Here is a 24,229-nt window from a genome sequence, read left to right as displayed (position 1 = left end):
CAGGCTTCAACTCAGGGCTCGACCAGTTCTGCGTTCTTCGCCGCCTCTTCGGCGCGCTCGAACAGCTCGTCGGGTTCGGCCTCGAGCAGCGGCTCGAGGCGGGCGTTGGTCTCGGTCCGATCCGGCGCGACGCGGTTGCAGCCGGCGTCGATCGTCGAGTCGGTGAACGTGCCGATCTCGCGAGCGGTTGCGACGATGTCCTGTTTATCGCGGGTCAGCAGCGGGCGGTGGATCGGCAGCGTGGTGGCGCGACTGGTGACCGCGAGGTTCTGCATCGTCTGGCTGGATTTCTGCCCGACGGCCTCGCCGGTGACGATCCCGTGGGCGTCGATCCGCTCCGCGAGCACTTCGGCGGCTCGGTAGAAAAAGCGCCGCAGCGAGAGCATCCGGCCCTGCTCCATCTCCCGAACGAGGAGGTCTACGGTCTCGCCGCCGGGAATCTTGTAGACCTGCATGTCGAAGTTGGGCGCGTACTCGGAGAGCGTCCGTACCGTCTCCATCGCTCGAGCCTCGTGGTCGATACCGCCGTAGGCACCGAGGTCGACGTAGACCGGCACGACCGGGGCGCCGCGTTTCATCATCTCGTAGGCCGCGACCGGCGAGTCGATCCCGCCGCTGATCATCGCGATCACCTTCTCTTGGGCGCCAAGCGGGAGGCCACCGGGCCCGTCGACCTGCTCGAGGTAGATGAACGCGGCGTCTTCCCGGACTTCGACGCCGAACGTGAGGTCGGGATCGTCGAGGTCGACTTCGGGTTCGAACTCGTCCTCGACGGCTTCCCAGATCGCCGTTCCGCCGTCTCGAGCCAGGTCCTCGCTGCCGTAGGGAAGCTGCTTGTTCGCTCGCCGGGCGTCGACGGCGAAGGTCCCGCCGTCGTAGCACTCGCGAGCCGTTTCCGCGAGCGCCTCGAGGACCTCCCCCTTCTCGGTGCTCGTGGTCAGACACGGGCTCGCGGAGACGACACCGAAAGCGTCGGCTGCGGCCGCGGTCGCCGCTTCGACCGCGTCCCGCTCGGTGTGGATCAGGGGCCGGTTCCACCGGTGTTCGACCTCGCCGGGGATCGAGCGGTCCGCGAGCAGCGCCTCGAGATTCTCGATGAGGAGCCCCTCCATGCGCCGCTTGACGACGTTGCTCTTCGTGTTCAGATCCCCATGGCGAACGAGAACGGTGTCGGCTCCCGGCGGATGCATGCAGGGGGATAGACGATTGGGGCTATAAGGGGGTTACGAGGGACAGCCTCGCGTGGGACGCGACACCGGGGAGTCGGTCGAAAAGAAAACCGAGACTCGCGGGAGCCGCGGCGCACGACCCGACTCGGTCAACCCAGGACGTAGCGGAGGTTCGGGTCCCTCTCGACCAGCCGCTGGCCGCCGGCGCGGACGTTCTCGAGGTAGCGGTCGACGCCGAGGATGCGCCCGGCGCCGAAGGCTGCGAGCGCCAGGAACAACACGGCGTAGGCGTTCCTTCGAGGGTAATTCCACCGTCGCGGCTCTCGAGTCGGTTTCGGGTTGTTGTAGACATCCGGAACGGACGGCTGGAGCGGCCGTTAGCTCGCGGACTCGCCGATCGAGGGGTTCACACGGCCGGTGTGGGCGTAGATTCCGGCGAGGAGTACGACCCCGGCCAGTACCGGCAGGATCGCGCTGAGCCCGTAGACGAACTCGAAGCTGACGAGGTTGACGAGCGGCAGAGAGACTAGCGGTCCGAGACCGCCGCCGACATCGCCGAAGACGTTGTTCGTCCCCATCGCGCGGCCGACACGCTCCTCCGGCGTGAGATCGGCCAGCAGCGCCGTCAGCGGGCCGCCGACGCCGCCCTGGCCCGCGCCGATCAGGAGGCAGGCGAGCACCAGTACTTCGAAGCTCCGTCCCATCGCCAGCGCGACGAAGCCGACGAACGACGTGAGGAGGAATCCGAGCATGACGGGGACGCGAGCCCCGACGGCGTCGGAGAGCGCGCCGCCGCCGAGCGTGAACACGGAGCCCGAGAGCACCGTCGCGGCCATCAGCATTCCCGAGGAGCCCTGCGCGTTGAGCCCGAAAATCGCGATGGCTCGCTCGTCGAGCAAGAGGACGAGCGTCGAGAACAGCACGCCGATGTACGCGAAGTAGAGCCCGAAATTGACGAGGCCGACGGTCAGCGCGGGGACGGTCGTCTCGATGTCCCAGGGCTTGACAGACTTCTGCTCGCTGTCGACGTGGGTCTCGGGGACGATCAGGAACGCGATGACGCTCGCGAGGCCGGCGAAGGCGGCCGCGAGGACGAAGGCCTCGACGTTCCCCCAGACGTCGCTGACCAGCCCGCCCAGCACGAGCCCGGCGGGGAAGCCGAACGTGATCCCGGCGCGGACGATGCCCATGCTCGTCCCCCTCGAGTCGGCCTCGCTGACGTCGGCCGTGATCGTGTACGCGGTCGCGAAGACGAGCGCACTGCCGATGCCCCAGAGAATGCGGGCGACCATGAACCAGAACTCGGGAACGTTCGGCAGAAACCACAGGACAGACCCTCCGGCGGCGAGCGCGACGACGTAGCCGAACGTCGCGACACCCTCGATCGCCAGGCCGGCGATGAACGGTTTGCGGGTGCCGATCCGGTCGACGAGCGAGCCGGCCGGCGCGTTCGCCACCAGCCGGGTGAACCGGTTCGCGCTCAGGATGATCCCGACCAGAAACGACGAGATGCCCAGCACCTCGCCCAGATTGGGGAGGATCGGAAAGACGACGCCGCCGCCGAACCCGACGAAGAAGGTACTGGCGACGACGGCGAGGACGACGCGGTTCGAACTGGCCGACGGACGTGACACCTGAGGCTCACCGCTGTTTCGTTTCGATACACGAACGCACGCTGCGGGACGGTTTGGATGTTGCGCTGGCGGCAGCCTCGAGGCTGGGAGCGATCGCAGCACTCGAGACGCGAGCGTCCATGGACTCCAGACGCGAGCGTCCATGGACTCCAGACGCGAGCGTCCATGGACTCCAGACGCGCGCGATCAACGAGTGCCGGACGACGGCCGGCTCAGTACGTGGTGAGCTCGCCGTCGATGACCTGCCGCGTGATGTCGGTGACGTTCGCGAGTTCCCGATCGACGATGGCCTCGATGTCCGCTTCGACGTCCTCGAGGTCGACGCCGTCGGCGGTGACGACGTGGACGTCGGCGACGTGGGGCTGATCGATCGGGCGGCCGATCTGTGAGAGCAGGCGAACGCGCAGGTCGCGGATACCGTCGACGTCGGCGACGACCTCCTCGGCGATCTCGGTCGAGAGCAGGTTGTAGATCTTCCCGATGTGGTTAACGGGGTTCTTCCCGCTGGTCGCTTCCATCGACATCGAGCGGTTGGGCGTGATGAGCCCGTTCGCGCGGTTGCCGCGGCCGACGGAGCCGTCGTCGCCCTGCTCGGCGGAGGTGCCGGTGACGGTCAGGTAGATCGATCCCTCCTCGTAGTCGTCGGCGGTGTTGACGTGGACGTTAACGTCGCGGTCGGTGTGGTCGGTCGCGACGTCTTCGACGAACTCCTCGACCGCGTCGACGGCCTCGATATACTCGTCGAGGTCGGCGATGTACTCGTCGATCATCGCCGCGGCGACGGTGACGTCGATCGTGTCGCCCTCGCGCTTGCCCATGAGCTTCACGTCGGGGCCGAGGTACGGGTTTTCGTCGGCGAACTCACCGTTGAGCCGTCGCTCGGCCTCGAGGACGATCTGCTCGGTTTCGGTCAGGGGTGCGTGGCCGACGCCGAAGCTGGTGTCGTTGGCCATCGGGACCGAGACTTCGTCCTCGCCGAAGACTTCCTGCAGGTCGCCGCTGCCCTCGCCGAGTTTGACGTCGACGACGATGTCCTCGCCGACGTTCAGCTGGGGAATCTCGGACTCGAGGTACTCGCGGGCCGCTCGCAGCGCGATCGTCTCGGCGGGGATCGTCTGGCCGTCGTAGTGTTTGGTCGCGCGGCCGACGATCAGGAGATAGATGGGGTCGACGACCTCGCCGCCGCCGAAGGCGGGCGCGGCTTCGCCCGCGACGAGTTGCGTCTCGTCGGTGTTGAAGTGCAGCACCTCGCCGACGCGGTCGATGTACTCCTGGGCGAGCGCCTCGGAGACCGCCTCGGCGACGCCGTCACAGATGGTGTCTGGGTGACCGATCCCCTTTCGCTCGACGATTTCGACTTCTTGATCCTCGACTGCGTGCCGGTCGATCGGCTCGACCCGGATGTTCCGCTCGCTCATTGGCGGTCTTTCGAAGAGCGCGGTTCTATAACTTGCGGAAACAGATTCCGCTTGGAAAATACTTGTTAGTAATACGCACGGCAAGCGTTGCCGTCACGACTCCAGCAGTAAGCCGAGGTACGAGGTCCGAATCTGGTCGGCCGGATCGAGGGCCAGCGACTCGAGGACGGCGTAGGCGCCCTCGCGGGCTGGCTCGAGGTCGGCTTCCCGCTCGACGTCGGTTTCGACCTCGACGTACTCGCCGACGTCGTCGACGGCGTCGAGGGTGATCGTGTAGGTGTACGCGCGCCGGTCGCCGTCGTCGCCGACCGTGCGCTCGAGGGTGTAGTGCTCGCGCTCCTTGCGCACCGTCGCGGCGGGGGCGAATCCGAGGTTCGTCAGCACGGCGTCCATCTTCTCGCCGTCCGCGACGCCGGTCTCGATCTCCTCGCGGCTCTTGGACTCGTCGTCGAGCAGCGGCCCCTTGTAGGTGATGCGGCTCTCGGCGTCGGTTTGATCGGCGTCGGGCCTCGACTCCCGGCGAATCCGCAGCGCTTCGTCGGTCTCCGGAAACGATCGGTGGGGCGCGTCGTAGTAGGTATCCTCCTGTACGACCGTCCCCGCCCGCTCGGCCTCGAGACGGCGCGCCTCGTCCTCGCCGTCGGAACCGCCCCCGCGCTCGAGGCGCTCCCGAACGGCCGCGAGATCGGGGTCGGCGGGCACCTTGACTTCGACCTCGTACATTGCGCTCGTCTGCCTCGAGTGGGCGACCGACCGAGTAAGTATCGGTCGCGCTCGGCCTCGCGGGAAAACGTCGCCCTTAAATGCAGACGGCGGGACGTACAACGTATGACCGAGGAAGAGGAGGCCGAGCTAGACGAGCAGGCCGATGACGTCGAAGCAGACGCAGAAGACGCCGAATCCGAAGCCGAAGGGCTTCAGAACGGCGACTTCGTCGAGATCGAGTACACCGCCTACACCGTCGACGGGGACCAGCTCGTCGACACGACCGATCCCGAGGTCGCCGAGGAAGAAGGCGTCGACGACCAGGGACAGGAGTTCAAGCCGCGCACGATCGTGCTCGGCGAGGGTCACATCTTCGAGGCCGTCGAAGACGACATCGTCGGCTCCGAGCCCGGCGACGAGGGGACCGTGACGGTCCCCGCCGAACAGGCCTTCGGCGAGTACGACCCCGACGACGTCCAGACCGTCAGCGCCGAGAAGATCGACGAGGACGACCGCTACCCCGGCGCGAACGTCCAGGTTGACGGGCAGCAGGGCTACATCAGCACGATCATCGGCGGCCGCGCCCGCGTCGACTTCAACCACCCGCTCGCGGGCGAGGACATCGAGTACGAGTACGAGGTCGTCGAGGAAGTCGAGGACCGCGAGGAGAAGGCCGCCGGCCTGTTCGAGATGTACCTCGGCATGGAGCCCGAGCTCTGGATCGAGACGGACGAAGTCGAGGAAGAGGTCCCCGTCGAACCCGACGAGGACGACGAGGACGCCGAGCCCGAGTTCGAGACCGAGGTCGTCGAGAAGGAGACACTCTACCTCGAGGCCACGCCCCAGATGACGATGAACCAGCAGTGGATGATGGGCAAGCAGCAGATCGCTCAGGACATCATGGGCAAGGTCGACGTCGACCGCGTCATCGTCCAGGAAGTCATCGACGGCATGGGCGGCATGGGCATGCCCGGCATGATGGGCGGCGGCATGGGCGGTATGGGCGGCGGCGACATCGAGGAGGCCCTCGAGGACGCCGACGTCGACGCCGACGAGATCGTCGAAGAGCTCGAAGGCGCCGACGAGTAAGCGCGACGCCGACTCGCGTTCTGCCGTTTTATTCTGGAACCGCGTAGTCCATCGGCTCGGTTTTCCGGCACCGATCTCGTTCTCGAGTCCCCGGTTTCGTCCGTGGTAGCGGATCGTAATGCGGCTCCGCTGGCAGACCGTCCCGCGGACCGCACACGTGCACCTGCGCGGCCCGGATTTTTCGCTCGCAGGCTCGTAGATCGACGGACACGATGGCCGACTCGTCGAGCGACGAGGCCGAATCGACGCTCGAGGCCGGGCCCGACGATCTCGCGCAGTGGCTCCGTTTGGACGGCAACCGGGTCGCGATCGCCGCCGGCGTCGCGACCGGGCTGGGGGCGCTCTATCTGGCGCTGACGGTCAGCGGGCTCGCGCCGCTGTCGGATACCCAGTCGCTGTTCTACGCGTTCAGCGGCCTGATATCGGGCAACTTCACGCTGATCACCGTCGTCGTCTCGATCAATCAGTTACTGCTCTCGCAGGAACTCAAGCCGCCGGGGGAACTCGAGTCCGAAATCGCCGAGACGGTCGACTACCGCGAGGAGATCGAGTCGGTGGCGAACCGGACCGCGCCGGCCGAGCCGTCGGGCTTTCTTCGGCTCGTCATGGAAAGCACCCGGCAGGACGCCCAACGGTTGGGCGGGCTCGCCGCGAACACGTTTCCGGACGACGCCGCCGGCGAAATCGACGACGTCGTGGCCGGACTCACTGAGGAGTTCGACCGGATCGACCGTCTCGTCCGGGAGTCAGACGAGGGCATCTTCAACACGCTCTCGACGCTGCTCGAGACGAACTTCGCCCACGAGATTCGACGGCTCGACGAGGTCCAACGAGCGTACGAGGACGAACTGTCCGACGAGGCCGACGCCGCGATCGACGATCTGCTCGATCGGCTGCGGGAGATCGACATCGCCCGGCAGTACTTCAAATCGGTCTACCTGCAGGTCGAACTCTCGCGGCTTTCCCGGAACCTCCTCTACGCCGGAGTGCCCGCCGTCGGGGTCGCGATCGGGATGCTGTTCGCGCTGACGGGGTTGTCGGGGCCGCCCTTTGCCCGATCGGTCCAGCGGGTGGTCTTTCCGATCGCCGCGGCGGTCGGCTCGTTTCCCCTCGCGTTGCTGTTCGCGTACATCCTGCGGACGGCAACGGTTACGGAGCGGACTGCGGCGATTACGCCGTTTACGACGCCCGAGCAAGAAGTTTGAACTGCGAAGTATCGAGTTGCGCCACCGCTGGAGCGGTCAGGCGATATCCCGACTCGTGTCGATCTCGACTTCCTCCGTGAGCTCGAGTTTGATCGCCTCGGTCGGCTGGCCGCCGTTGCGGAACTTCGGGATCGTGAGGTGGTTCTCGAGTTCCGTCCCGGTAATGTCCGTCGTGAGATCGAAAATGGCGTCGGCGGCGTGGAACGTCCGCGCTCGGTTTGCGGGTGGGTCCTGTCCCTTCAGGCAGTGCAGTACCGCGATCGATCCCGTCTCGACCATCCGACGCTTGAGGTCGTTGAGAAAGTCGATGTACTCGTCGGTATCCGTCCGCTCGAGCGTGTTCATCGTGTCGATGATGAGGTTCGCACCGTCCGGCAGCGCGTCGACGAGTTGTCGGGCCGCCTCGAGCGGCGCGTCGCCGGTGACGTGTCTGATCGTCGGACTGCCGACGGCCGAGGGCGAATCCTCGATGGCGTACTCGACGGTCTCGGTCGACCGTTCGGTCGTCAGATAGAGGGTGCCGCGCGCGGCCGTCAGTTCGTACAGGAGCAGTTCGGACTGGCTGGCCGGCAGCGCCGTATAGGCGATGACACTCCCCGGCGGGAGGCCGCCGTCGAGTTTCCGATCCAGCACGTCGATGCCGGTTTCCAACCGATCCACCATACGATTGTACGTAGTTTCCCCAGTGCCCGGATAATTCTTTGCCTTCGCGTTCGACCCACAACGGCGTTGAACCGGCGGGATAGGGTTATTTTACTAACATGTAAACGGCGTCGGGATCGGGATCGATTCCGAGGTGTCGTTGCTAATTACGACCGAGCGCAGCGCCGACTCCGAATGGAGGGATTCAAGGGGCCGGCAGAAGCCTACACGAACGAAAAGGAATGCGCCACGATCACCTCATCACGAGCAAACAGCTTTCGCGGGGGGACATCGAAACCGTCCTCGATCGGGCGGCCGAGATCGACGCCGACCGGGCGGCCGTCGCCGACCGCCACGCGGGGAAACTGCTCGGGCTCCTCTTTTTCGAGCCGAGCACGCGGACGAAGATGAGCTTCGAAACCGCGATGAAGCGCCTGGGGGGCGACGTCGTCGACATGGGTTCGGTCGAATCCTCGAGCGTCAAGAAGGGGGAGACGCTCGCCGATACCGTTCGGGTCATCGAAGGCTACACCGACGCGCTCGTCTTGCGCCACCCCAAACAGGGCGCGGCGACGATGGCAAGCGAGTTTATCGACGTCCCGCTGCTGAACGCGGGCGACGGTGCGGGCCACCACCCGACCCAGACCCTCCTCGATCTCTACACGATCCGGGAGAACGCCGGCCTGGACGACCTCACCATCGGGATCATGGGCGACCTGAAGTACGGCCGAACCGTCCACTCGCTGGCCTACGCGCTGACGAACTTCGATACGAGCCAGCACTTCATCAGTCCCGAGAGCCTGCAACTCCCGCGGGAGGTCGTCTACGACCTCCACCAGCAGCAGGACGCCCAGATCCGCGAGCACGAATCGCTCGAGGAGGTCCTGCCCTCGCTGGACGTGCTCTACGTCACCCGCATCCAGCGCGAGCGGTTCCCCGACGAACAGGAGTACCAGAAGGTGGCCGGCGAGTACCAGATCGATAGCGAGACGCTCGAGGCGGCCGACGACGACCTGACGGTGATGCACCCGCTGCCCCGCGTCGACGAGATCGCGCCGGAGATCGACGAGACCGACCACGCGGCGTACTTCGAGCAGGCACACAACGGCGTTCCCGTGCGGATGGCGCTGCTGGATCTCCTGCTAAGCGACGCCGAGGGACAGGGAGGTGAGACCGATGAGTGACGACCACGACCACCACGACGGCAACGCGGACCACGAACTGCGCGTCAGCAAGATCCAGGATGGCACCGTCATCGACCACGTCCACGGGGGTCAGGCGCTGAACGTCCTCGCAATCTTAGGCATCGACGGCAGCGAGGGCGAGGAGGTCTCGATCGGGATGAACGTCCCCTCGGACCGGCTCGCGCGCAAGGACATCGTCAAGGTCGAGGGCCGGGAACTGAGCCAGGACGAGGTCGACGTGCTCTCGCTGATCGCGCCCGACGCGACGATCAACATCGTCCGCGAGTACGAGGTGATCGAGAAACACCGCGTCGAGCGCCCCGACGTCGTCGAAGGCGTCCTCTCCTGTCCGAACCGCGGCTGCATCACGACCGGCGACGAGCCCGTCACCTCGCGGTTCGAGGTGCTCGAGGACGGCGTTCGGTGCGCGTACTGCGAGACGATCGTCCGCGACGAGATCGCGTCGCTGATCGAGACGAACTGAGACCGGAACGGAAACCGAAACTGCAATTCGGTCGGGGTCGACCGCGTCGACGGTTGCGGCAACGACGACGGTCGACCGTCATTCGTTTCTAGAAAGTCATCCAGAATATCTAAGTGGTTTCCGCGCGTTCGTTCGGGTGTACATGTCGCGTACAGTCAAACTCTTGCTCGCCCTGGTCGTCATCGTCGCCCTCTGGAAAGTCGCGTTCAGCGGCTCGTCCGACGTCGAAGAGATCGACTACGAACCGACCGAGTAACGGCCCGCTCGCAACGCAGTCGTACCGTAACCGAACGGCTTACGGCGACGGCGTCGTACCCTGAGCTATGTACGGCGTCGTCACCCGAAACGCCGAAGAAGTCCGGTGGCCGGAGTTCGACCGCGGATTCTACGAAGTCAAGGACGTGACCGGCCGGTCCGCCGAACCGATCGACGACGGGATCAACATGGTCTCGTGTTTCGCCGACAACGCCGCGGCGGACGCCGATCCGTCGCTCGTCCCCGTCGACGACTTCGGCCGACCGGCGACGCGCGACCGCCCGCAGTTCGACTGGGACTACGTCTGTCCCACCCGCACCGACTACCGCGAGGGACTGCTCGAGATCATCGACGACTGCGTCGCGGCCAACGAGGACGTCCGGCTCGACGACGTCGGCTTCCCGCGGGCTGAGTACTGTCACTGCGGCGTCTGCGAGCAGGCGTTCGAGGCGAGCGAGTACGACGACCGCCTCGAGTGGCGCGCCAGCGTCGTCACCGAGTTCGTCGAGGAGGCGGTCGACCGCATCCCCGGGAAGACCTACATGACGCTCTATCCGGACCCCTATCCCGGCCACCTCTACGAGCGGGCCGGGCTCGATCTCGAGGCCCTCGAAGACTTAGTCGACGAGTTCGTCGTCCCGCTGTACGACACGCACTACGGGACGACCTATTGGCTCGAGACCATCGCGAAGGGCTTCGAGAGCGCGCTCGAGACGCCGTTCAATATCGAGTTGTACGCGGTAAACGTCGATGTCGACGACCTGATTCACGCCCTCGAGGTGGCCGAGGCGTACGGTGACGGCGTCCTGTTCGGCTACGAAGCTTCCAACGCGCGGGCGGCGCTGCGGCGCCGCCGCGCCGACGAGCGGGAGGGGAAATCGTTCGGCGAGCCGAACTCCGAGTCGTAAGGTACCAGCTGGTCTCGAGACCGTCAGGGAGAGATCCATCGGGTGTTGCACGAGACGCCATCTGGCTTCGGCGACCGCTAAGCTGCTGTTACCACACTAAGCATCCGTTCACGCTCGAACTGGAGCTGATTACTCCCGCAGAACTCGAGTAGGATTCACCCTCGCTGGCCGTGGGGAATCACCGTTTCCGATCGTTTCGAACGGTTGGCCTCGTGCTACCCGACTGGAACCGACGGCGACCTTTATTGACTGCTCCGTCGCCCAGGACGACTGCGGGTCGGCGGGCGTCGAGGGGACGGCAGCGACGGTGATAGGTGAGCGCTACACCGTCAGCGCGACGGCACAGCGCCGATAGCCGTCCTAGCCGGATCCTCACAGTGCGAGCGGAGCGTATCCTTACGCGACGGAGCCAACCAATGACAGACCAGCAATCCAACTCCAGCACGGACCCGACCACACAGATGCAACGAACGACGATGAATCAGGGACAGGAGGCCCTCGAGCAACTGCTGAACCTCCAGCGAAGCATGGCCCAGATGACCCTGAGCGCGCTGCAGTGGCAACAGACCGCACAGGAGCAAGGCATGGAGATGACCCAATCGATGCTGGATCAGGTTCCGGGCCAGGAGTTCACGCGGTCGATGCTCGAGAGCTACCTGCAGGGGATGGAGGCGATGGCGCCGGAGATGGAACGCGCGCTCGAGCGGGGTGCCGCGGCGGGAATGGCCGCACAGGCGGGTTCGCAGTCTCAATCGGGGACCCAGCTACAGCCACAGCCCCAGTTCCAGTCTCAGCCCCAGCCTCAGGCCCAGCAACAAGCGCAAGCGCAAACACCGCCGACGCGCCGGACACAACGGAGCGAACAGCGGCCGTCGATGGAGGGCCAGAGCACACAGATGGGCCGTCAACAGCCGTCACCCGAGATGGGTGCTCGGTCGACTACTGACCAACACACCGAGCGAGCACGCCACCAGAGCGGACGGCAACCACAGCAACGGCAGTCCCAGCAGCCGATGGAGGCCTACCCGCAAACGGGTGAGTGGATCGATCAGGGGCAGTCACAGCCACGATCGCAGCCACAGCCTCACCAAAATCAGGGGATGACCTACGGCGGGGAATCCGCCAGCGCGACCAGCCCCGAACACCGCATGCAGGAGGCCCAGTCCTCGGGGCAATCGACCACCCGCCGCGATCAGGAACGGCGACCGGAACAGCGAAACGACCAGTCGGGACACCCCGCCGGACGGAGCTCCCCACAGCAGGGTCGCGGTCAGCAAAGCCAGCACCCCCAGTACGACCAGCGCGGCCAGCAAACGCAGCACGGACAGCGTCGCCAGCAATCACCCGACCAGTCTCGAGACCAACCCTCACAGCGGATCGACAGCGGAACCGGCGGTTCGAACTCGAGTCGGGGCCTACAGCGCGCCGGCCAACGACGGGCGATGAACCAGCAACCGACCCAGACTCAACGGGGCCCGGAGGCGACCGACCGCGGGATCGACGCGACTCGAATGGAACACGAGCAGGACCGCGACAGCCAGGATCGCAGCCAAAACCGCAACCGCGAGGATCGGACCAGCGAGCGCTCTGGGGGGGCACACGAGCCCTCGAGCGAGCGGCGGCGAGGACGAGACGCCGACACCGGAAGCGACTACCAAGAGCAGAGCGAGAGCAACGCACGAGAGGAGTAACGGGCGACTCAGACGGGGAGCAGATCGATTTTTCGCCGTCCTCGAGAGCGGACTACGCCGGTGGCTATCGGTCAGTTAGCGGAAAAAGGTAGCACTCGGCCCGGGGCGACCGGATCACGGACCGGCTCAGCGAGTGGTCGTGTTGCCGCTGTCGCCGATGTGATCGTCGTCATCGTCGTCGTCGCTCATGAGCCCGTCATCGTCGTTATCGTCGCCGATCAGGTCGCTGTCATCGTCGTCGCTCATCAGGCCGTCGTCGTTGTCGTCGCCGATGAGTTCGTCGTCATCGTTCCGTCGCCGCCCTTCGTCGCTCCGGCGGCTCTCGTCGTCACCGATGAGCCCGTCATCATCGTTATTGTCGCCGATCAGGCCGTCGTCGTCATCATCGTCGCCCATCAGTCCGTCGTCGTCGGTGATGCCGGAATCGGTGCCAGTGCCGGTGCCGGTGTCCGTTCCAGTATCCGTGTCAGCCGTTCCGGCCGGTCCGGATTCGAGGTCGCTGGACCCCGGAGACCCGGTCGTATTGGATTGGACATCGTCCGCATCCGTGCCCCCTGTTCCGGTGGTGTCGGTTGTTCCGGCCGTTCCTGCTCCCATCCCCGTCTCGGATCCAGTCTGGCTCCCGGATCGCTCGAGGTCGCTCTCGAGGCGGATTTCGTCGTCGGTAACCCGCGCGACCGCCTCCTCCTGGAGCGGGTAGGCGTCCTCGTCGGCGCCACCCCAGCCGAGCGTCGCCTTGATGGTGTCCGTAATCCCCGGGTCCGGTTCGACGTGTGCGGTGCCGTGCTCGACGTCCGCGACGATCCCGACCTTGTCGCCGTGTGCGTTGACGACGTCTTTGCCGATGTCGTCGTCGGTAAATTGTGCCATTGTGTTTCAATTACCGTCGGAAACGCCCAAGTTGGTGGTGCTTGCGGTGGCTTGCGACGATCCGGGCCGCTCGTTTCCGTCTCGAGAGCGATCCGGTCGAAGCGATGCGAGGCTGAGCGCCGACTGCAAAATTACTGTGACTGTGTGAACTCTCCGCCCGTCCACATCGCGGGACTCGTGTAGTCGCTCGACGAACACGAGTCGAGAAAACATCGAGGGGACGAGTTAGCTGTTCGAACCGCCGAACGCGGGCCGTCCCGTTCAGTCCGAGGGCATCGGCGGTGCGGTCGTCTCCTCCTCTGCGACGTTCAGCTCCGAGGTGACGAGCGCCCGGTACGCGCGGCGGAGTCGCTCCGAGAGCGCCTGGTGGGAGATGCCGAGTTCGTCGGAGAGTTCCTGCATCGAGACCTCGCGCGGGATCTCGAAGTAGCCGTGATCGATCGCCGCGACGAGCGTCTCGTACTGGCGCGCGGTGAGCCCGCACTGGGAGTGGGTCTCCTCGGCCACGTCGAACAGGCGGACGATCGTCGGCGTCACGTCGTTGTCGACCAGTCGATCGTAGAGCGTACTGACCGACTCGCGGTCGACGACGCGGACGCTCAGCAGCCACGTGTCGTTCGAGGCCGAGGCGGACAGTACCGTCCCGCCTTCCTCGAGGACGACCGTGAACGGATCGACGGTGTCCGGATCGAACTCGATGTCGTAGAGCCAGCGATCGCCGTCGCTGCTGATCATCGTGTACTCCTCGATTTCTGTGGATTCGGCGAGAGCGGCCTCAACGTCGTCTTGTGACGCCCCCGAGAGCCAGAGCCCGTGCCCGCTCGAGGCGATGACGCGCTCCATCTCACAGTTCAGTGATGGAACGGCCTCGAACAGCTCGCCCAATCCGGTTCCGTCGGCCGGAATCTCGATGTCTGCGATTGATGTCATGAACTCATACTCTGCTACAGCAGGGATCGCAATAACCCCACTTCCAAAGAGATTAGCAACGCCGATAGCGACTATCTGGATTTTTTATCGCTTCTTTCTCGTTCCGTCGAAAGTCAATAATTCCGAGGCGTTCCGACGAGCACGCGCACGGCGACGACGGCGAGCAGCGTCACCGCGAGCAAGGCGAGCGCGATCGGCACGATCGCCTCGAGCCCCTGGGAAATGTAGGCGACGCGGATCTGGGTCGGCATCGTCCGCGGATTGTACGCGACCATCATCGTCGCGCCGAACTCGCCGAGCGCCCGGACGAACGTCAGCACGATCCCGGCGGCGATCGCGTTCCGGGCCAGCGGCAGCGATACCGCACGGATCGTCTCGAGGGGCCCGTAGCCCATCGTTCGGGCGACCTCCTCGAGCCGCGGGTCGACGCCGTCGAAGCCGGCCTTCGCGGTGACGACGAGGTACGGCGCGGCGACGAACGTCTGGGCGAGTATCACACCGGCGCGGCTGTCCGTCAGGGGGACGCCCAGCGCAGCGGCCGCGGCGCCGATCGGCGTGTAGCGGCCGACGACGGTCAACAGCAACACGCCGCCGACGATCGGCGGAACTACGAGCGGGACGACGACGACGGCCTCGACCAGCCGCTTGCCCCGAAAGCTCGCTCGCGAGAGAACGTACGCGAGCGGGACGCCGAAGACGGTCGCGATGACCGTCGAGACGGGCGCGGTGAGCAGCGAGTTGCGAATCGCCGTCCGAACGGCGGGGTCCGCGAATCCCGCCAGGACGTCGATCGACCCGATCTGCAGGACGAAGACGACGAACGGGACGAGGAAGTACGCGAGCAGGACTGCGCCGAGCAACGCCGGCACGAGCAGCCCGCTCGAGGTGCGGCCGTACCCGAGTTCGATTCCGAATCGGGCGTCGCCGGTTCGGTCGCCGTCGATCACGCCTCGAGCACCTCCGCTTCCGACGTCGTCTCGGTTTCGGTTTCGGTCACGGTTCGAGCGGTAGCGTCCTCGAGCGCCGCCGGCACGTCGCCGTGAGCGCGCGGAAGCGCGTCGCCGACACGCAACCCGCGGTCGGTGAGCAGCGACGGGTTCGACGCGAGAAAGTCGACGAACTCGCGGCCGGCCGCCGGCGCGTCGCCCGCGTCACACACCGTCGCGCCGTAGACGACGGGCGAGCCTCGAGTCGTGTAGTCGTCGTCGGTCGTGTAGCTCGCCTCGGCGTACCGATCCGCGTAGTCGGGGTTCCCGAAGTTGTACGCGTCGGGGAGCCGACGGTAGGGCAGGTCGTGTTCGACGGCCATGTTCTCGTAGGCGACCGCACAGGCCCGGTTCCCCGCTTCGAGGCCGGCCAGCAGATTCGCCTCGTCGGGCTCGCGGTAGACGCGCTCGAGCATCGCCTCCCGAAAGCCCTCGAGGCCGTGTTCGCGCGCGGCCAGGTCGAACAGGTGGACGGCGCGGTAGCCGAGCGGGTCCAGATCGGGATCGCTGATCGCGATTTCGTCCGGTCGGGCGTCGGTGAACACCTCGTACCACGGTTCGCCGTCGGCCAGCCGGGCGCCGAGGGTCGTCTCCGGCGCGTAGGCGATCACGACCTCGTTGGCCGCGAAAGCGAGGTCCCAGTCGGCGTACTCGGGCCGGAGCCGGTCCCGAAGCAGGTCGATATCGGCGCTGATCGCGACGTCCGGTCGCTTGGTCCCGTCACGAATCATGCGGACGACGGCGTTCGAGCCGTGGTACTCGCCCTCGTACTCGACGCCAGTTTCGGATCGGAACGCGGGGCCGACGCCGTTCTCGAGGACGGTCGCGAGGCTGCCGGCCGAGAGAACGCGGACGCGGTCACCGTCGGCGAGACAGCCGGCCGTGCCGACGACACCCAGCGTCGTGCCGGCCAGCGTCGCGAGGAGAGCGCGACGGCTCCCGGTTGGACTCCCGGCGGTGCCGTCGGCGCGTCGCATACGCGGTCATCGAGTCGCGCACACAATATAACTGATTTCAGTTCCTATTTTGTGGGAACGTAAACGCATATGTTTTCTTCAACGGCGATACGCGAGCGAGTTCGCCCTGTGACTGCGGTGAAAACCAGCGCGGTTACGGCCACCAATCGGCGGGTCACTCGAACTCGAGCGGGTCGACCGAACGGATCGCTTCGACGAGGGACTCGAGGCCGTCGTCGCGGCGGCCGATGACGGGCCCGCCGATGTCGGCCGGCGATCGATCCCCGACGAGGATCGTCGGCAGCGGTGCCGCCGAAAACCCCTCGACGAGGACGATGTCGTAGCCGCGGCGCTCGAGGCGCTCGAGGGTGCTGGCGAGCGCCTGCAGTTCCCGCCGTTCGGACGGGTCGAGGTCGGTCCTGGGCTCGAGATCGAACGGATTCACTCCGGGTTCGTCCGGCGGATCCCGTTTCCCACGCGTCGTGATGTCGAAGGTCAGTTCGGGCGTAATGCCGACGACGGTTTCCGCGCCCGCGGTCCGGTGACGGTGCGTGTCCGCGCCCGGCGTGTCGATCTCGATGTCGTGGTGGATCGACTTGACGGTCGCGACGCGGCTATCCTCGGCCAGGCGCGGCACGAGTTCCTCGACGAGCGTCGTCTTCCCCGAATCGCTCGGGCCAGCAAGACAGACGACTCGCAGTCTCGGCCTCGAGTCGGCGCTCATACGAGCGAGATTCGGGGAGCGGCGTTAAGACGCGTTCGAACGACCGCGGCCGGCTCCGTCAACGGAGACAGCCACGGCCGCCACGGACTCGGACCGCTCCGCGACTGTCGAACGGAGCGGGCCGGCGCCGCGCTCACATCGGGCCGTCGCGATCGCCCATCGGCATCTGATCGCTTCCGGGCGTCGGGCCGGCCGATGGACCCCGGGGCTGGCCCTGCCCCTGGGCCGGCGACTGCGACGGGCCGCCGCCGCAGGTACCACAGCGGAAGTCGCCGTCCTGCTGGGTGAAGTCCTCGAGCGGCGACGGCGGCGTCTCGGGGAAGACGTCCGGCTCGACGCCGAACCGCTCGGCGTCGGCCTCGACCAGGGCCACCACGAGGTCCGCCAGCGCGCGGTAGAACGGGTCGTCGGCGTCCTCGTGGACCGTCTCGCGGAACCGCGGGAGCCACCGTCCGAGGTGGTCCTCGAGGAAGTCCGCCTGCGCGTTCGCGACGATCTCGACGCCCTTCTCGTCGCCGGTCTCCGCGAGGTAGGCCGTCTGTAAGGCGAGGTGGGAGACGAACTCGAGTTCGACACAGAGGTGGTCGACCCGCTCGCGGTTGCCCGCCTCGAGGTCGAGGTCGAAGGCGCCGTAGAAGCCCGCGATGTCCGCGAGCGTGTCGGTGTTGGTCACGAGCGTGCCCGGTCCGTACTCGACCTCGTACTGCTGGATCTCCCCGCCCTGCTCGAAGCCGAACAGCGCGGCGTAGGTCGAGTAGCAGTCGTCGATCGCGTCGGGGTCGGTCGGGCTCTCGGCGGCGACGGTTTCGGCGGTCTCGCGGAGGTCGTCGTCCCCCAGCGCCGCGGCTGATTCGACGAGTTGGTCGTCGAACTCGTCGGACTCCATCGCCTCGCGGAGGTCGTCGGTCGGCCGGTCGAACGCCAGCGACGCGAGCTTGTAGAGTCGCGCGCGGTGGACGTGGTGGTCTGGTTGGGTCATGGTGGTGTTGGTGTCGTCGGTGGTCGGTAGGCGGTGAGCGCGGTCAGCGGTGTTACGTGATGTCCAGTCGGTACGCGTTGTGCTGGTCGTCGAAGCGATCGCGCTCGTACTTCGGTTCCTCCATCGGGACGCGGGCGACCGTGTGGCCGTCCTTGTCGTAGCCGATGGCTTCCTCCTCGGTCACTTCGAACTCCTCGATGCGCCACTCGGTCGAGCCCATCAGCTGGATCACGCCGCGGAGCTTGCGGTACTCCTCGTCGCCGCGGCGAGCCTTGCGGTAGGTCTCCTGGGCCTCCTCGACGCCCGGGCCGAACATCTGGTAGAGGTAGTCCGTCGGCACGTTGATCGGCGGGATGTAGTAGACGTTCGGCTCGAGGCCCAGCTGTGGGTACAGCGGGAGCGCGACCTCGGCCTCGTGGACGAGGTAGTCGACGGGTGCGGAGGGGTCGGCCTGCTCGGGCTGGTTGACCCAGCCGTGCATCCGGATCTTGCCCAGGCAGTTCTCGAAACACTGCGGGACGAGTCCCTGCTCGACCTTCGGGTAGCAGCCGACGCACTTCTGGGAGTTCATCTCGACGGGGTTGTAGATCGACTTCCCGTAGGGGCACGCGCGGACGCACTCCTGGAAGGACTGGCAGCTCTCCTCGTCGAGCAGGACGATGCCGTCCTCCTGGCGCTTGTAGATGGCCTGGACGGGACAACCGCCGGCGCAGGCGGCGAACGTGCAGTGGTTACAGACCCGCGGGAGGTAGAAGAACCACGTCGGGTGGTGGTCCTCCTCGATGTGGGTGTCGGACTCGACGGCCTCGCCTGCGGGTTCGTCCTCGCCGAGGTTCGGCTGGGCCCAGTCCTCGTCCTCGGGGATGTAGCCCTCGATCCCCTCGCTGTGCATGGTGTCGGGATCGTCGTCCATCGCCATCGACTCCCAGTCGAAGTCGCGGACCTCGAAGATCGTGTCGCCGTCGTAGACGCCGTCGGAGCCCCACTCCTGGACCCCGAGCCGGTCCAAGATCTCCTGGTCCCACCCGAGCGGGTAGGAGCCGTAGGGCTTGGTCTCGACGTTGTTCCAGAACATGTGCTCCTGGCCCTCGTTGTTGGTCCAGGTCGTCTTACACGACAGCGAGCACGTCTGGCACGCGATACACTTGTTCAGGTCGAACACTGCTCCCCACTGTCGCTCCGGACGCGCTTCCGGGTAGGGGTACTCCATCTCGCGGCCGATCTGCCAGTTGTATACTTCTGCCATTGTAGATCACCTCGTCGTTAGTCGGATTCGCTCGTGTAACCGCCCTGCAGGTACTGTTCCATCCGGTCGTCCTCCTGGGTCGGCCGGACGCCCTCATCGACTGGTCGCCAGTTGCCGCCGGGCTCGCCGTCCTCGTTCACGCCGCCGTCTTCGGCCTTCTCGATCTTGACGAACGATTCCTTGGGCGCGCCGTTGGCGGCGTGGACGTCGGGCTCGAAGCCGACGTCCATGTTCTGGCCGAACATATCCTTGCGCGGGAGCGTGTCGGTCAGCCACGTCCGGCGGAGCCACGTCGAGGTCATCGACTGGTGGCCGCCGCTGCGGTACATCGACACGTAGTTCGTGTCCTCGGATTGGGCCTTGCCGTCGTCGCGCTCCTGCTGGGCCTCGTAGGACTTATGCGAGGTCTGGCTGACGTTCATCCAGCTTCGAGTGACGCCGCGCGGGAGGCTCGGCTGGAAGCGGACCCGCATCAGCGCACGGGTGTACTCGGTCTCCTCGTCGTCGGGGTCGTACCCCGGGAACGGACGGTCCGAGGGGTCGGCGTCGACCCACACGTAGTCGCCGTCCTGTAGGCCCTCCTCGCGGCCGTCCTCGGGGTTCATCTCGACGTATCCCTCGCCAACGAACGGCTTTCGCTTGTCGAAGGAGTCGCGCTCCGTCTTGCGACCCTGGTCGCCGAAGTTACTCCACCAGACCGCCATCTCCTCGAGGTCGGCCCCGAAGGTGTGGGTCCCGTGGCGGTACTTCGGCGTCATGTAGACGTAGTCGTAGCCATCGTCGACGTCGGTCAGCGGGTGGCTGGTGTCGACCAGTTCCGACGGCGACCGGACCTCGTTGCGGACCTGGCGGTCGTTGGTGTCGCGAGCCTTCTCCTGACTGTCCCAGTCGCGGTCGTCAGGCGTTTCGGGCGCGACGACCGGACTGTCGCTGTCGTCGACGATGACGTTCGGCTCGTAGGGGGTCGCGTCCATCGGCTCCCGGTGGAGGGGGATGTGCTCGCCGGCCTCGGCGAACTCCTCCTCCTCGCGGAAGAACTCGAGGCGGCCGGTCTTGGTGTACCAGGGCTGGTCGTCCTGGGTCTGCTCGTTGCCGACGTGCTTGGGGTAGGTCCGGGTCATGATGATCGCCGGCGTCCCCTCGCGGGCGTCGGAAAGCAGGTCCTCGACGTCGTACCCCTTGACGGCGTTGGAGTTGTCGAGGATGCGCTGGATGTACGGCTTAGCTCGGTACTCCTCTTCGTCGATGAACGCCCAGTAGTCCTCGAAGCGGTCGTCGCCGGTGAGTTCGGCGAGCTTCCTGGCGACGCCCTTGTAGTGTTGGGTGTCGTTCAGGGTGTTGTAGATCCGGTCGATCTCCGTCTCCGGCATCGTCGTGATGAACGGATTCGTGACGGAGGCGGTGATGTCGTGGACGTGGTGTTCCGCCCACGAGTCCGCCGGGAAGACGATGTCGGAGTACTCGCAGGTCATCGACCACCACCACTCGTTGGTGAAGAACGCCTCGATGTTCCCGGTGCGCAGGGCCTTCTCGATGATCTTGTAAGCGCCCTTCGCGTTGCCGAGGATGGAGTTCGACCCCGACACCCAGATCGACTTCGTGGGCGTGTGCATGTGCGAGTCGCCCTGGAAGTATTCGCCGTCGACCTTCAGCGGCTTGTCGAGGTTCGTGTAGAAGTGCGCCGAGTGAGCGTCCCAGCGCTTGTCGGTCGATGCGGGTTCGTCGGGATCGAGTTCGGGATCGAACGGGTCCTCGTTGGCGTACTGGCCGACGCCGTTGAAGTAGGCCATCCGGTAGTTCCCGGAGTAGGAGCCGACGTTGCCGGTCTGGTAGCCGACGTTGCGCGTCAGCGACGCCAGCAGGAACGCGGCGCGGCCGTGCTGGTCGGCGTTCGCGTAGTGGTTCGGCCCCATCCCGGTCAGCAACATCGTGCTCTGCTGGTTGTCCGCGAAGTCCTGCGCTAAGTTCTTGACGGCCTGCGGGTCCGTCCCAGTGACCTCGGCGGTGGACTCGAGGTCCCAGGTCTCGGTCAGGTGCTCCTTGATGAGATCGAAGACCGTCCGGACCGCGACGATGCTGCCGTCGGCGAGTTCGACCTCGAACTCGCCCTCGATGGTCGCCGGGACGTCGAAGTCGTCGCCGACGTCGTCGCGAGTGACCGGCTCGAACTCGCCGCTCTCGTCGTTGCGGACGACGAAGTCGCCCCACTCGCGGCGGAGTTCCTCGGTGATGACCTGCTCGTCGATGTCGGTCACGTCGACGCCGGGGCGATCGGCGTCGTCGGCGACGGCGTCGGTCTTCTCGAGGTCGGCGGGCTCGTAGTCCGCGAAGACGTCGCTGGCCCGCAGGAGTTCGTTGTCGTCCATCCGGACCAGCAGCGGCAGGTCCGTGTGTTTGCGGACGTACTCCTCGTCGTAGAGCTCTGCTTCCATGATTTCACGGGCCGCGCCGAGGAACAGCGCCGAGTCGGTCGCCGGGCGGACCGTGATGAGTTCGTCACACTTCGAGGCCGTGGCGTTGTAGTCGGTAAAGATGCCCGTGACCTTCGACCCCTTGAGCTTGGCCTCGGTCAGCCAGTGACAGTCGGCCATCTTCGAGGTCAGGAAGTTGATCCCGTCGAGTACGATGTGGTCCGCGTACTCGATCGAGGCGAGGTCGAAGTCGACCGTCTGCTGGCCGGTAACCATCGTGTGGCCCGGGGGCAGGTCGGTGTGGAACGAGTAGTTGTCCAGCCCCATCGCGCCCAGGGCTTCGTCCTCGGAGACGTCCCGGACGTAGTTGTCCAGCAGCGCCATCGAGTTGGCGTTACGGTACTGGCCGAACAGCTTGATGACGCCCAACAGCGGCATCCCGCCGCGGAACTTCATCGTCCGGACGCCGGCACCCTGGGTCTCCTCGACGACGCGCTCGTCGTAGCCCTGCTCGAGCAGCGACTGCATGCCGCTCTCGCCGCTGTACTGCTGGGCGAGCTCGAGGAAGGTCCGGGCGGCGTACTCGTGGGCCTCCTCGTGGGAGACCTCGATGAAGTCGTCCTCGCCGCGCTGGGCGTACTCCTCGGGCATGGAGCCGTCGTCCTCGCGCGGGAAACCGTCGTCGACCCACTGCATGAAGCCCTCGCGGATCATCGGGGCCTTGACGCGGCGCTCGTTGTAGAAGCGCTCGACCATCGCCAGGCCCTTGTTACAGACGCGGGGGTCCCAGCGCTGGGAGGACTGATTGCCCTCGAGGTCCGTCGCCTCGCCGTAGTTCATCGACGGGCCGAGGCGCGTGATCTGGCCGTTCTTGACGGAGGCCTCGAGATAGCAGTTGTGGGTGTCGTTCGGCGTACACGTCAGCATATAGGAGTCGTCGGGCTCCCAGATGTCCCGATACTTCTGATCCCACTCTTCGTTGGGATACTCCTCGAGCGGGTTCATCGCAACCTCGGGGCCCTCCTCGGCGTCGGCCTCTTCGGGCTGCAGGCGCCGATAGCCGAGGAAGCCGAGTCCGGACGCACCGGCAAGCCCCGCGGCCGCCGCGCCGAGTTCGCGGCGGGTCAGTTCGAGCCCGCCGTCGTCCTCGTCACTCATCGTACCACCTCGCACGTGTCGTGCGCGGATGGGCGGCGGGCGAGCCGTTCGCCTGCCGGCGCGGACAGCGACAGTCGATCGTTGATCGTCCGTGTACCATCACGGTCGGTACTGCGGACTCTACTCTTTAACCGAGCGCGTCTATTCCCACGAGTTGAGGACGCTACCGCCAGAATCCTGCTAATAGTGGGTCTTTATAATAGGGCAGAAATGACGCGACGAGAGTGCAGACGGACCGGCAAAATCAGCGGTGAGCCGAGCGATCAGGTCGCCGGTTCCGACACCGCCGTCGACGACGCTGACGGCTCGAGTTCGACCAACCAGCCCTCGTAGCCCAGATCCTCCACGTCGGTTCGCTCGAGCGAGCGGCCGTCGCGTTCGAGGCTCTCGTCGACGACCGAAACGAGGTCGTCGGGTTCGCCCCGCATCACGACCGACACCGGCCCCTCGGTGACGCCGAGTTCGGTGACGACCTGCCGGTGACAGGTTTCCGGCGGCAGCCCCCGCAGGTCGACGGCATCTTCGGGAACCGCCGGCCCGGCTTCGTGCTCGAGGAACGATTCGACGGTCGCCCGCAAGTCGGCGATCGCTCGCTCGCCCTCGGTCTCGGGGTCGGCGAACGACGCCGCCGTCGGCTCTCGCAGGGCCGGATCGAAGGGCACGGGTGCTACGTCGGCGTAGGCCGCCTCGACGACGTCCTCGGCGATCGTCTCGGGATCGGCGTCGTCGAACGGCCCCGCTGCGTCCGCGACCGAGCCGACCATGTTGGGGACGACGCCGACCGTCGGCACGTCGTTGGCCGTGTACAGCGCCGCGGTGCGCTGGGTCGCTCGGACGCCTTCCTCGGTCGGCGTGCTCACGAGCAGGCCGCCGTCCAGCGGCGCCTGCTGGACGATCGTGTAGACCGCGTCGCCGATCCCCGGCGGGAGGTCGACGAGCAGCACGTCCCGGTCGTCCCAAGCGGCGTCGCCAAGCAGGTCCTTCACGACGTCGTGGACCATCGCGCCGCGCCAGGCGACCGGTCCGTCCTCGGCGATCAGCTCGATGCTGACGACCTGAATCCCGTCGACCTCGACGGGCATCGGCTTCCCCGACGGCGACGATTGGACCGGCCCCTCGGCCTCGAGCAGGTCCGGCGCGTCGGGCGCGTAGACGTTCGCGTCGAAGACGCCGACGTCCAGGCCGGCCTCGTTGAGCGCCCGCGCGAGCGAGACGGTGACGGTCGTCTTGCCGACGCCGCCCTTCGCGCTGCCGACGGCGATGAGGGAGTCGACGCCGGAGACTGGGAGACCGGTCTCAGGGGCGTCCGAGCCGGCGGCCTCGACGCGGACGTGGATCACGCCGTCGGTCGCCAGTCCGGCGCCGCGCAGTTGGTCGGTGAGGCGGTCCGCCAACACGCGACTGACCGGTTCGAAGTCGACGGTGAAGGTGACGATACCGTCCTCGACGTCGACGTCCTCGATCAACTGTTCACTGACCGGATCGCCGCCCATGATCTGGACCTCGCGGACGCGGTCGATGACCGCCCGTCGGATCTCGTCGTCCGTCTGCGGTGTCTCGTCGGGCATACTCGAGCGTTCAGTCC

General features: G+C 66.3%; 20 protein-coding genes and 1 pseudogene. 6 read left to right on the top strand and 15 right to left on the bottom strand.

The features are described from left to right. Positions 1-11: 11 nt before the first annotated feature. From ATJ93_RS01025 to cyaB, 5 genes and pseudogenes are all read right to left on the bottom strand, one after another. Positions 12-1,190: a tRNA sulfurtransferase gene (locus ATJ93_RS01025; RefSeq protein WP_120242790.1), complete on the bottom strand. Its 1,179-nt coding sequence runs from the start codon at positions 1,188-1,190 to the stop codon at positions 12-14. 128 nt (positions 1,191-1,318) lie between these two features. Continuing rightward, positions 1,319-1,456: pseudogene (locus tag ATJ93_RS01020) on the bottom strand (DoxX family protein); the annotation flags it as partial. Between the two features lie 90 nt (positions 1,457-1,546). Next, positions 1,547-2,803: an MFS transporter gene (locus ATJ93_RS01015; RefSeq protein ID WP_120242789.1), complete on the bottom strand. Its 1,257-nt coding sequence runs from the start codon at positions 2,801-2,803 to the stop codon at positions 1,547-1,549. 212 nt (positions 2,804-3,015) lie between these two features. Then, entirely contained in the window at positions 3,016-4,221 is a 1,206-nt protein-coding gene (locus ATJ93_RS01010; protein ID WP_120242788.1) for a methionine adenosyltransferase, read from the bottom strand. A gap of 93 nt (positions 4,222-4,314) precedes the next feature. After that, the gene (gene cyaB, locus ATJ93_RS01005; RefSeq protein ID WP_120242787.1) at positions 4,315-4,944 is read right to left on the bottom strand and encodes a class IV adenylate cyclase; all 630 of its coding nucleotides are present in this window, start codon (positions 4,942-4,944) and stop codon (positions 4,315-4,317) included. 105 nt (positions 4,945-5,049) lie between these two features. On the opposite strand from cyaB, the gene ATJ93_RS01000 reads away from it, so the two are divergent. Both ATJ93_RS01000 and ATJ93_RS00995 read left to right on the top strand, forming a co-directional pair. Further along, complete coding sequence (locus ATJ93_RS01000; protein ID WP_120242786.1) at positions 5,050-6,015, top strand: FKBP-type peptidyl-prolyl cis-trans isomerase; 966 nt, start codon at positions 5,050-5,052, stop codon at positions 6,013-6,015. A 212-nt stretch (positions 6,016-6,227) separates the two neighbouring features. Further along, on the top strand, positions 6,228-7,220 hold the full coding sequence (locus tag ATJ93_RS00995; protein WP_211334008.1) for a hypothetical protein: 993 nt from the start codon (positions 6,228-6,230) through the stop codon (positions 7,218-7,220). 36 nt (positions 7,221-7,256) lie between these two features. Here the strand turns inward: ATJ93_RS00995 and ATJ93_RS00990 are convergent, their stop codons facing one another. After that, positions 7,257-7,883 (bottom strand): RAD55 family ATPase, encoded by a 627-nt coding sequence (locus ATJ93_RS00990; protein WP_120242785.1) that lies wholly within the window; start codon positions 7,881-7,883, stop codon positions 7,257-7,259. A 221-nt stretch (positions 7,884-8,104) separates the two neighbouring features. Here ATJ93_RS00990 and pyrB point away from each other — a divergent pair, with 221 nt between their 5' ends. From pyrB to ATJ93_RS00970, 4 genes are all read left to right on the top strand, one after another. Next, positions 8,105-9,046, top strand: a complete 942-nt coding sequence (gene pyrB, locus ATJ93_RS00985; RefSeq protein ID WP_120242784.1) for an aspartate carbamoyltransferase — start codon at positions 8,105-8,107, stop codon at positions 9,044-9,046. Next, positions 9,039-9,530 (top strand): aspartate carbamoyltransferase regulatory subunit, encoded by a 492-nt coding sequence (gene pyrI, locus ATJ93_RS00980; protein WP_120242783.1) that lies wholly within the window; start codon positions 9,039-9,041, stop codon positions 9,528-9,530. Before pyrB ends, pyrI begins: the two co-directional genes overlap by 8 nt. A 323-nt stretch (positions 9,531-9,853) precedes the next feature. Further along, positions 9,854-10,693, top strand: a complete 840-nt coding sequence (locus ATJ93_RS00975; RefSeq protein WP_120242782.1) for a hypothetical protein — start codon at positions 9,854-9,856, stop codon at positions 10,691-10,693. A 416-nt stretch (positions 10,694-11,109) separates the two neighbouring features. Then, on the top strand, positions 11,110-12,384 hold the full coding sequence (locus ATJ93_RS00970) for a hypothetical protein (protein WP_147376611.1): 1,275 nt from the start codon (positions 11,110-11,112) through the stop codon (positions 12,382-12,384). A 126-nt stretch (positions 12,385-12,510) separates the two neighbouring features. Here ATJ93_RS00970 and ATJ93_RS00965 read toward each other — a convergent pair whose 3' ends face one another. The 9 genes from ATJ93_RS00965 to ATJ93_RS00925 form a co-directional block, all read right to left on the bottom strand. Continuing rightward, the gene (locus ATJ93_RS00965) at positions 12,511-13,254 is read right to left on the bottom strand and encodes a PRC-barrel domain containing protein (RefSeq protein ID WP_120242780.1); all 744 of its coding nucleotides are present in this window, start codon (positions 13,252-13,254) and stop codon (positions 12,511-12,513) included. Between the two features lie 261 nt (positions 13,255-13,515). Beyond that, the gene (locus tag ATJ93_RS00960) at positions 13,516-14,184 is read right to left on the bottom strand and encodes a helix-turn-helix domain-containing protein (protein ID WP_120242779.1); all 669 of its coding nucleotides are present in this window, start codon (positions 14,182-14,184) and stop codon (positions 13,516-13,518) included. 113 nt (positions 14,185-14,297) lie between these two features. Then, positions 14,298-15,131: an ABC transporter permease gene (locus ATJ93_RS00955; protein ID WP_120242778.1), complete on the bottom strand. Its 834-nt coding sequence runs from the start codon at positions 15,129-15,131 to the stop codon at positions 14,298-14,300. Beyond that, the gene (locus ATJ93_RS00950) at positions 15,128-16,147 is read right to left on the bottom strand and encodes an extracellular solute-binding protein (RefSeq protein ID WP_120242777.1); all 1,020 of its coding nucleotides are present in this window, start codon (positions 16,145-16,147) and stop codon (positions 15,128-15,130) included. The genes ATJ93_RS00955 and ATJ93_RS00950 overlap by 4 nt, the downstream gene beginning before the upstream one ends. Positions 16,148-16,301: 154 nt before the next feature. Next, positions 16,302-16,850, bottom strand: a complete 549-nt coding sequence (locus ATJ93_RS00945; RefSeq protein ID WP_120242776.1) for a molybdopterin-guanine dinucleotide biosynthesis protein B — start codon at positions 16,848-16,850, stop codon at positions 16,302-16,304. Positions 16,851-16,983: 133 nt separating this feature from the next. Further along, positions 16,984-17,829: a TorD/DmsD family molecular chaperone gene (locus ATJ93_RS00940; RefSeq protein WP_120242775.1), complete on the bottom strand. Its 846-nt coding sequence runs from the start codon at positions 17,827-17,829 to the stop codon at positions 16,984-16,986. A gap of 52 nt (positions 17,830-17,881) precedes the next feature. Then, positions 17,882-19,075, bottom strand: a complete 1,194-nt coding sequence (locus ATJ93_RS00935) for a 4Fe-4S dicluster domain-containing protein (protein WP_120242774.1) — start codon at positions 19,073-19,075, stop codon at positions 17,882-17,884. A gap of 17 nt (positions 19,076-19,092) precedes the next feature. Beyond that, complete coding sequence (locus ATJ93_RS00930; RefSeq protein WP_120242773.1) at positions 19,093-22,644, bottom strand: molybdopterin-dependent oxidoreductase; 3,552 nt, start codon at positions 22,642-22,644, stop codon at positions 19,093-19,095. A gap of 263 nt (positions 22,645-22,907) precedes the next feature. Further along, a complete protein-coding gene (locus ATJ93_RS00925; RefSeq protein WP_120242772.1) occupies positions 22,908-24,212 on the bottom strand; it encodes a P-loop NTPase in 1,305 nt (434 codons plus the stop codon). Positions 24,213-24,229: the final 17 nt, after the last annotated feature.

It is taken from the genome of Halopiger aswanensis (assembly GCF_003610195.1).
Taxonomy (GTDB): domain Archaea; phylum Halobacteriota; class Halobacteria; order Halobacteriales; family Natrialbaceae; genus Halopiger; species Halopiger aswanensis.
Note: the sequence above shows the minus strand (reverse complement) of the source record. Positions and strands in the feature narration are given on the sequence as shown.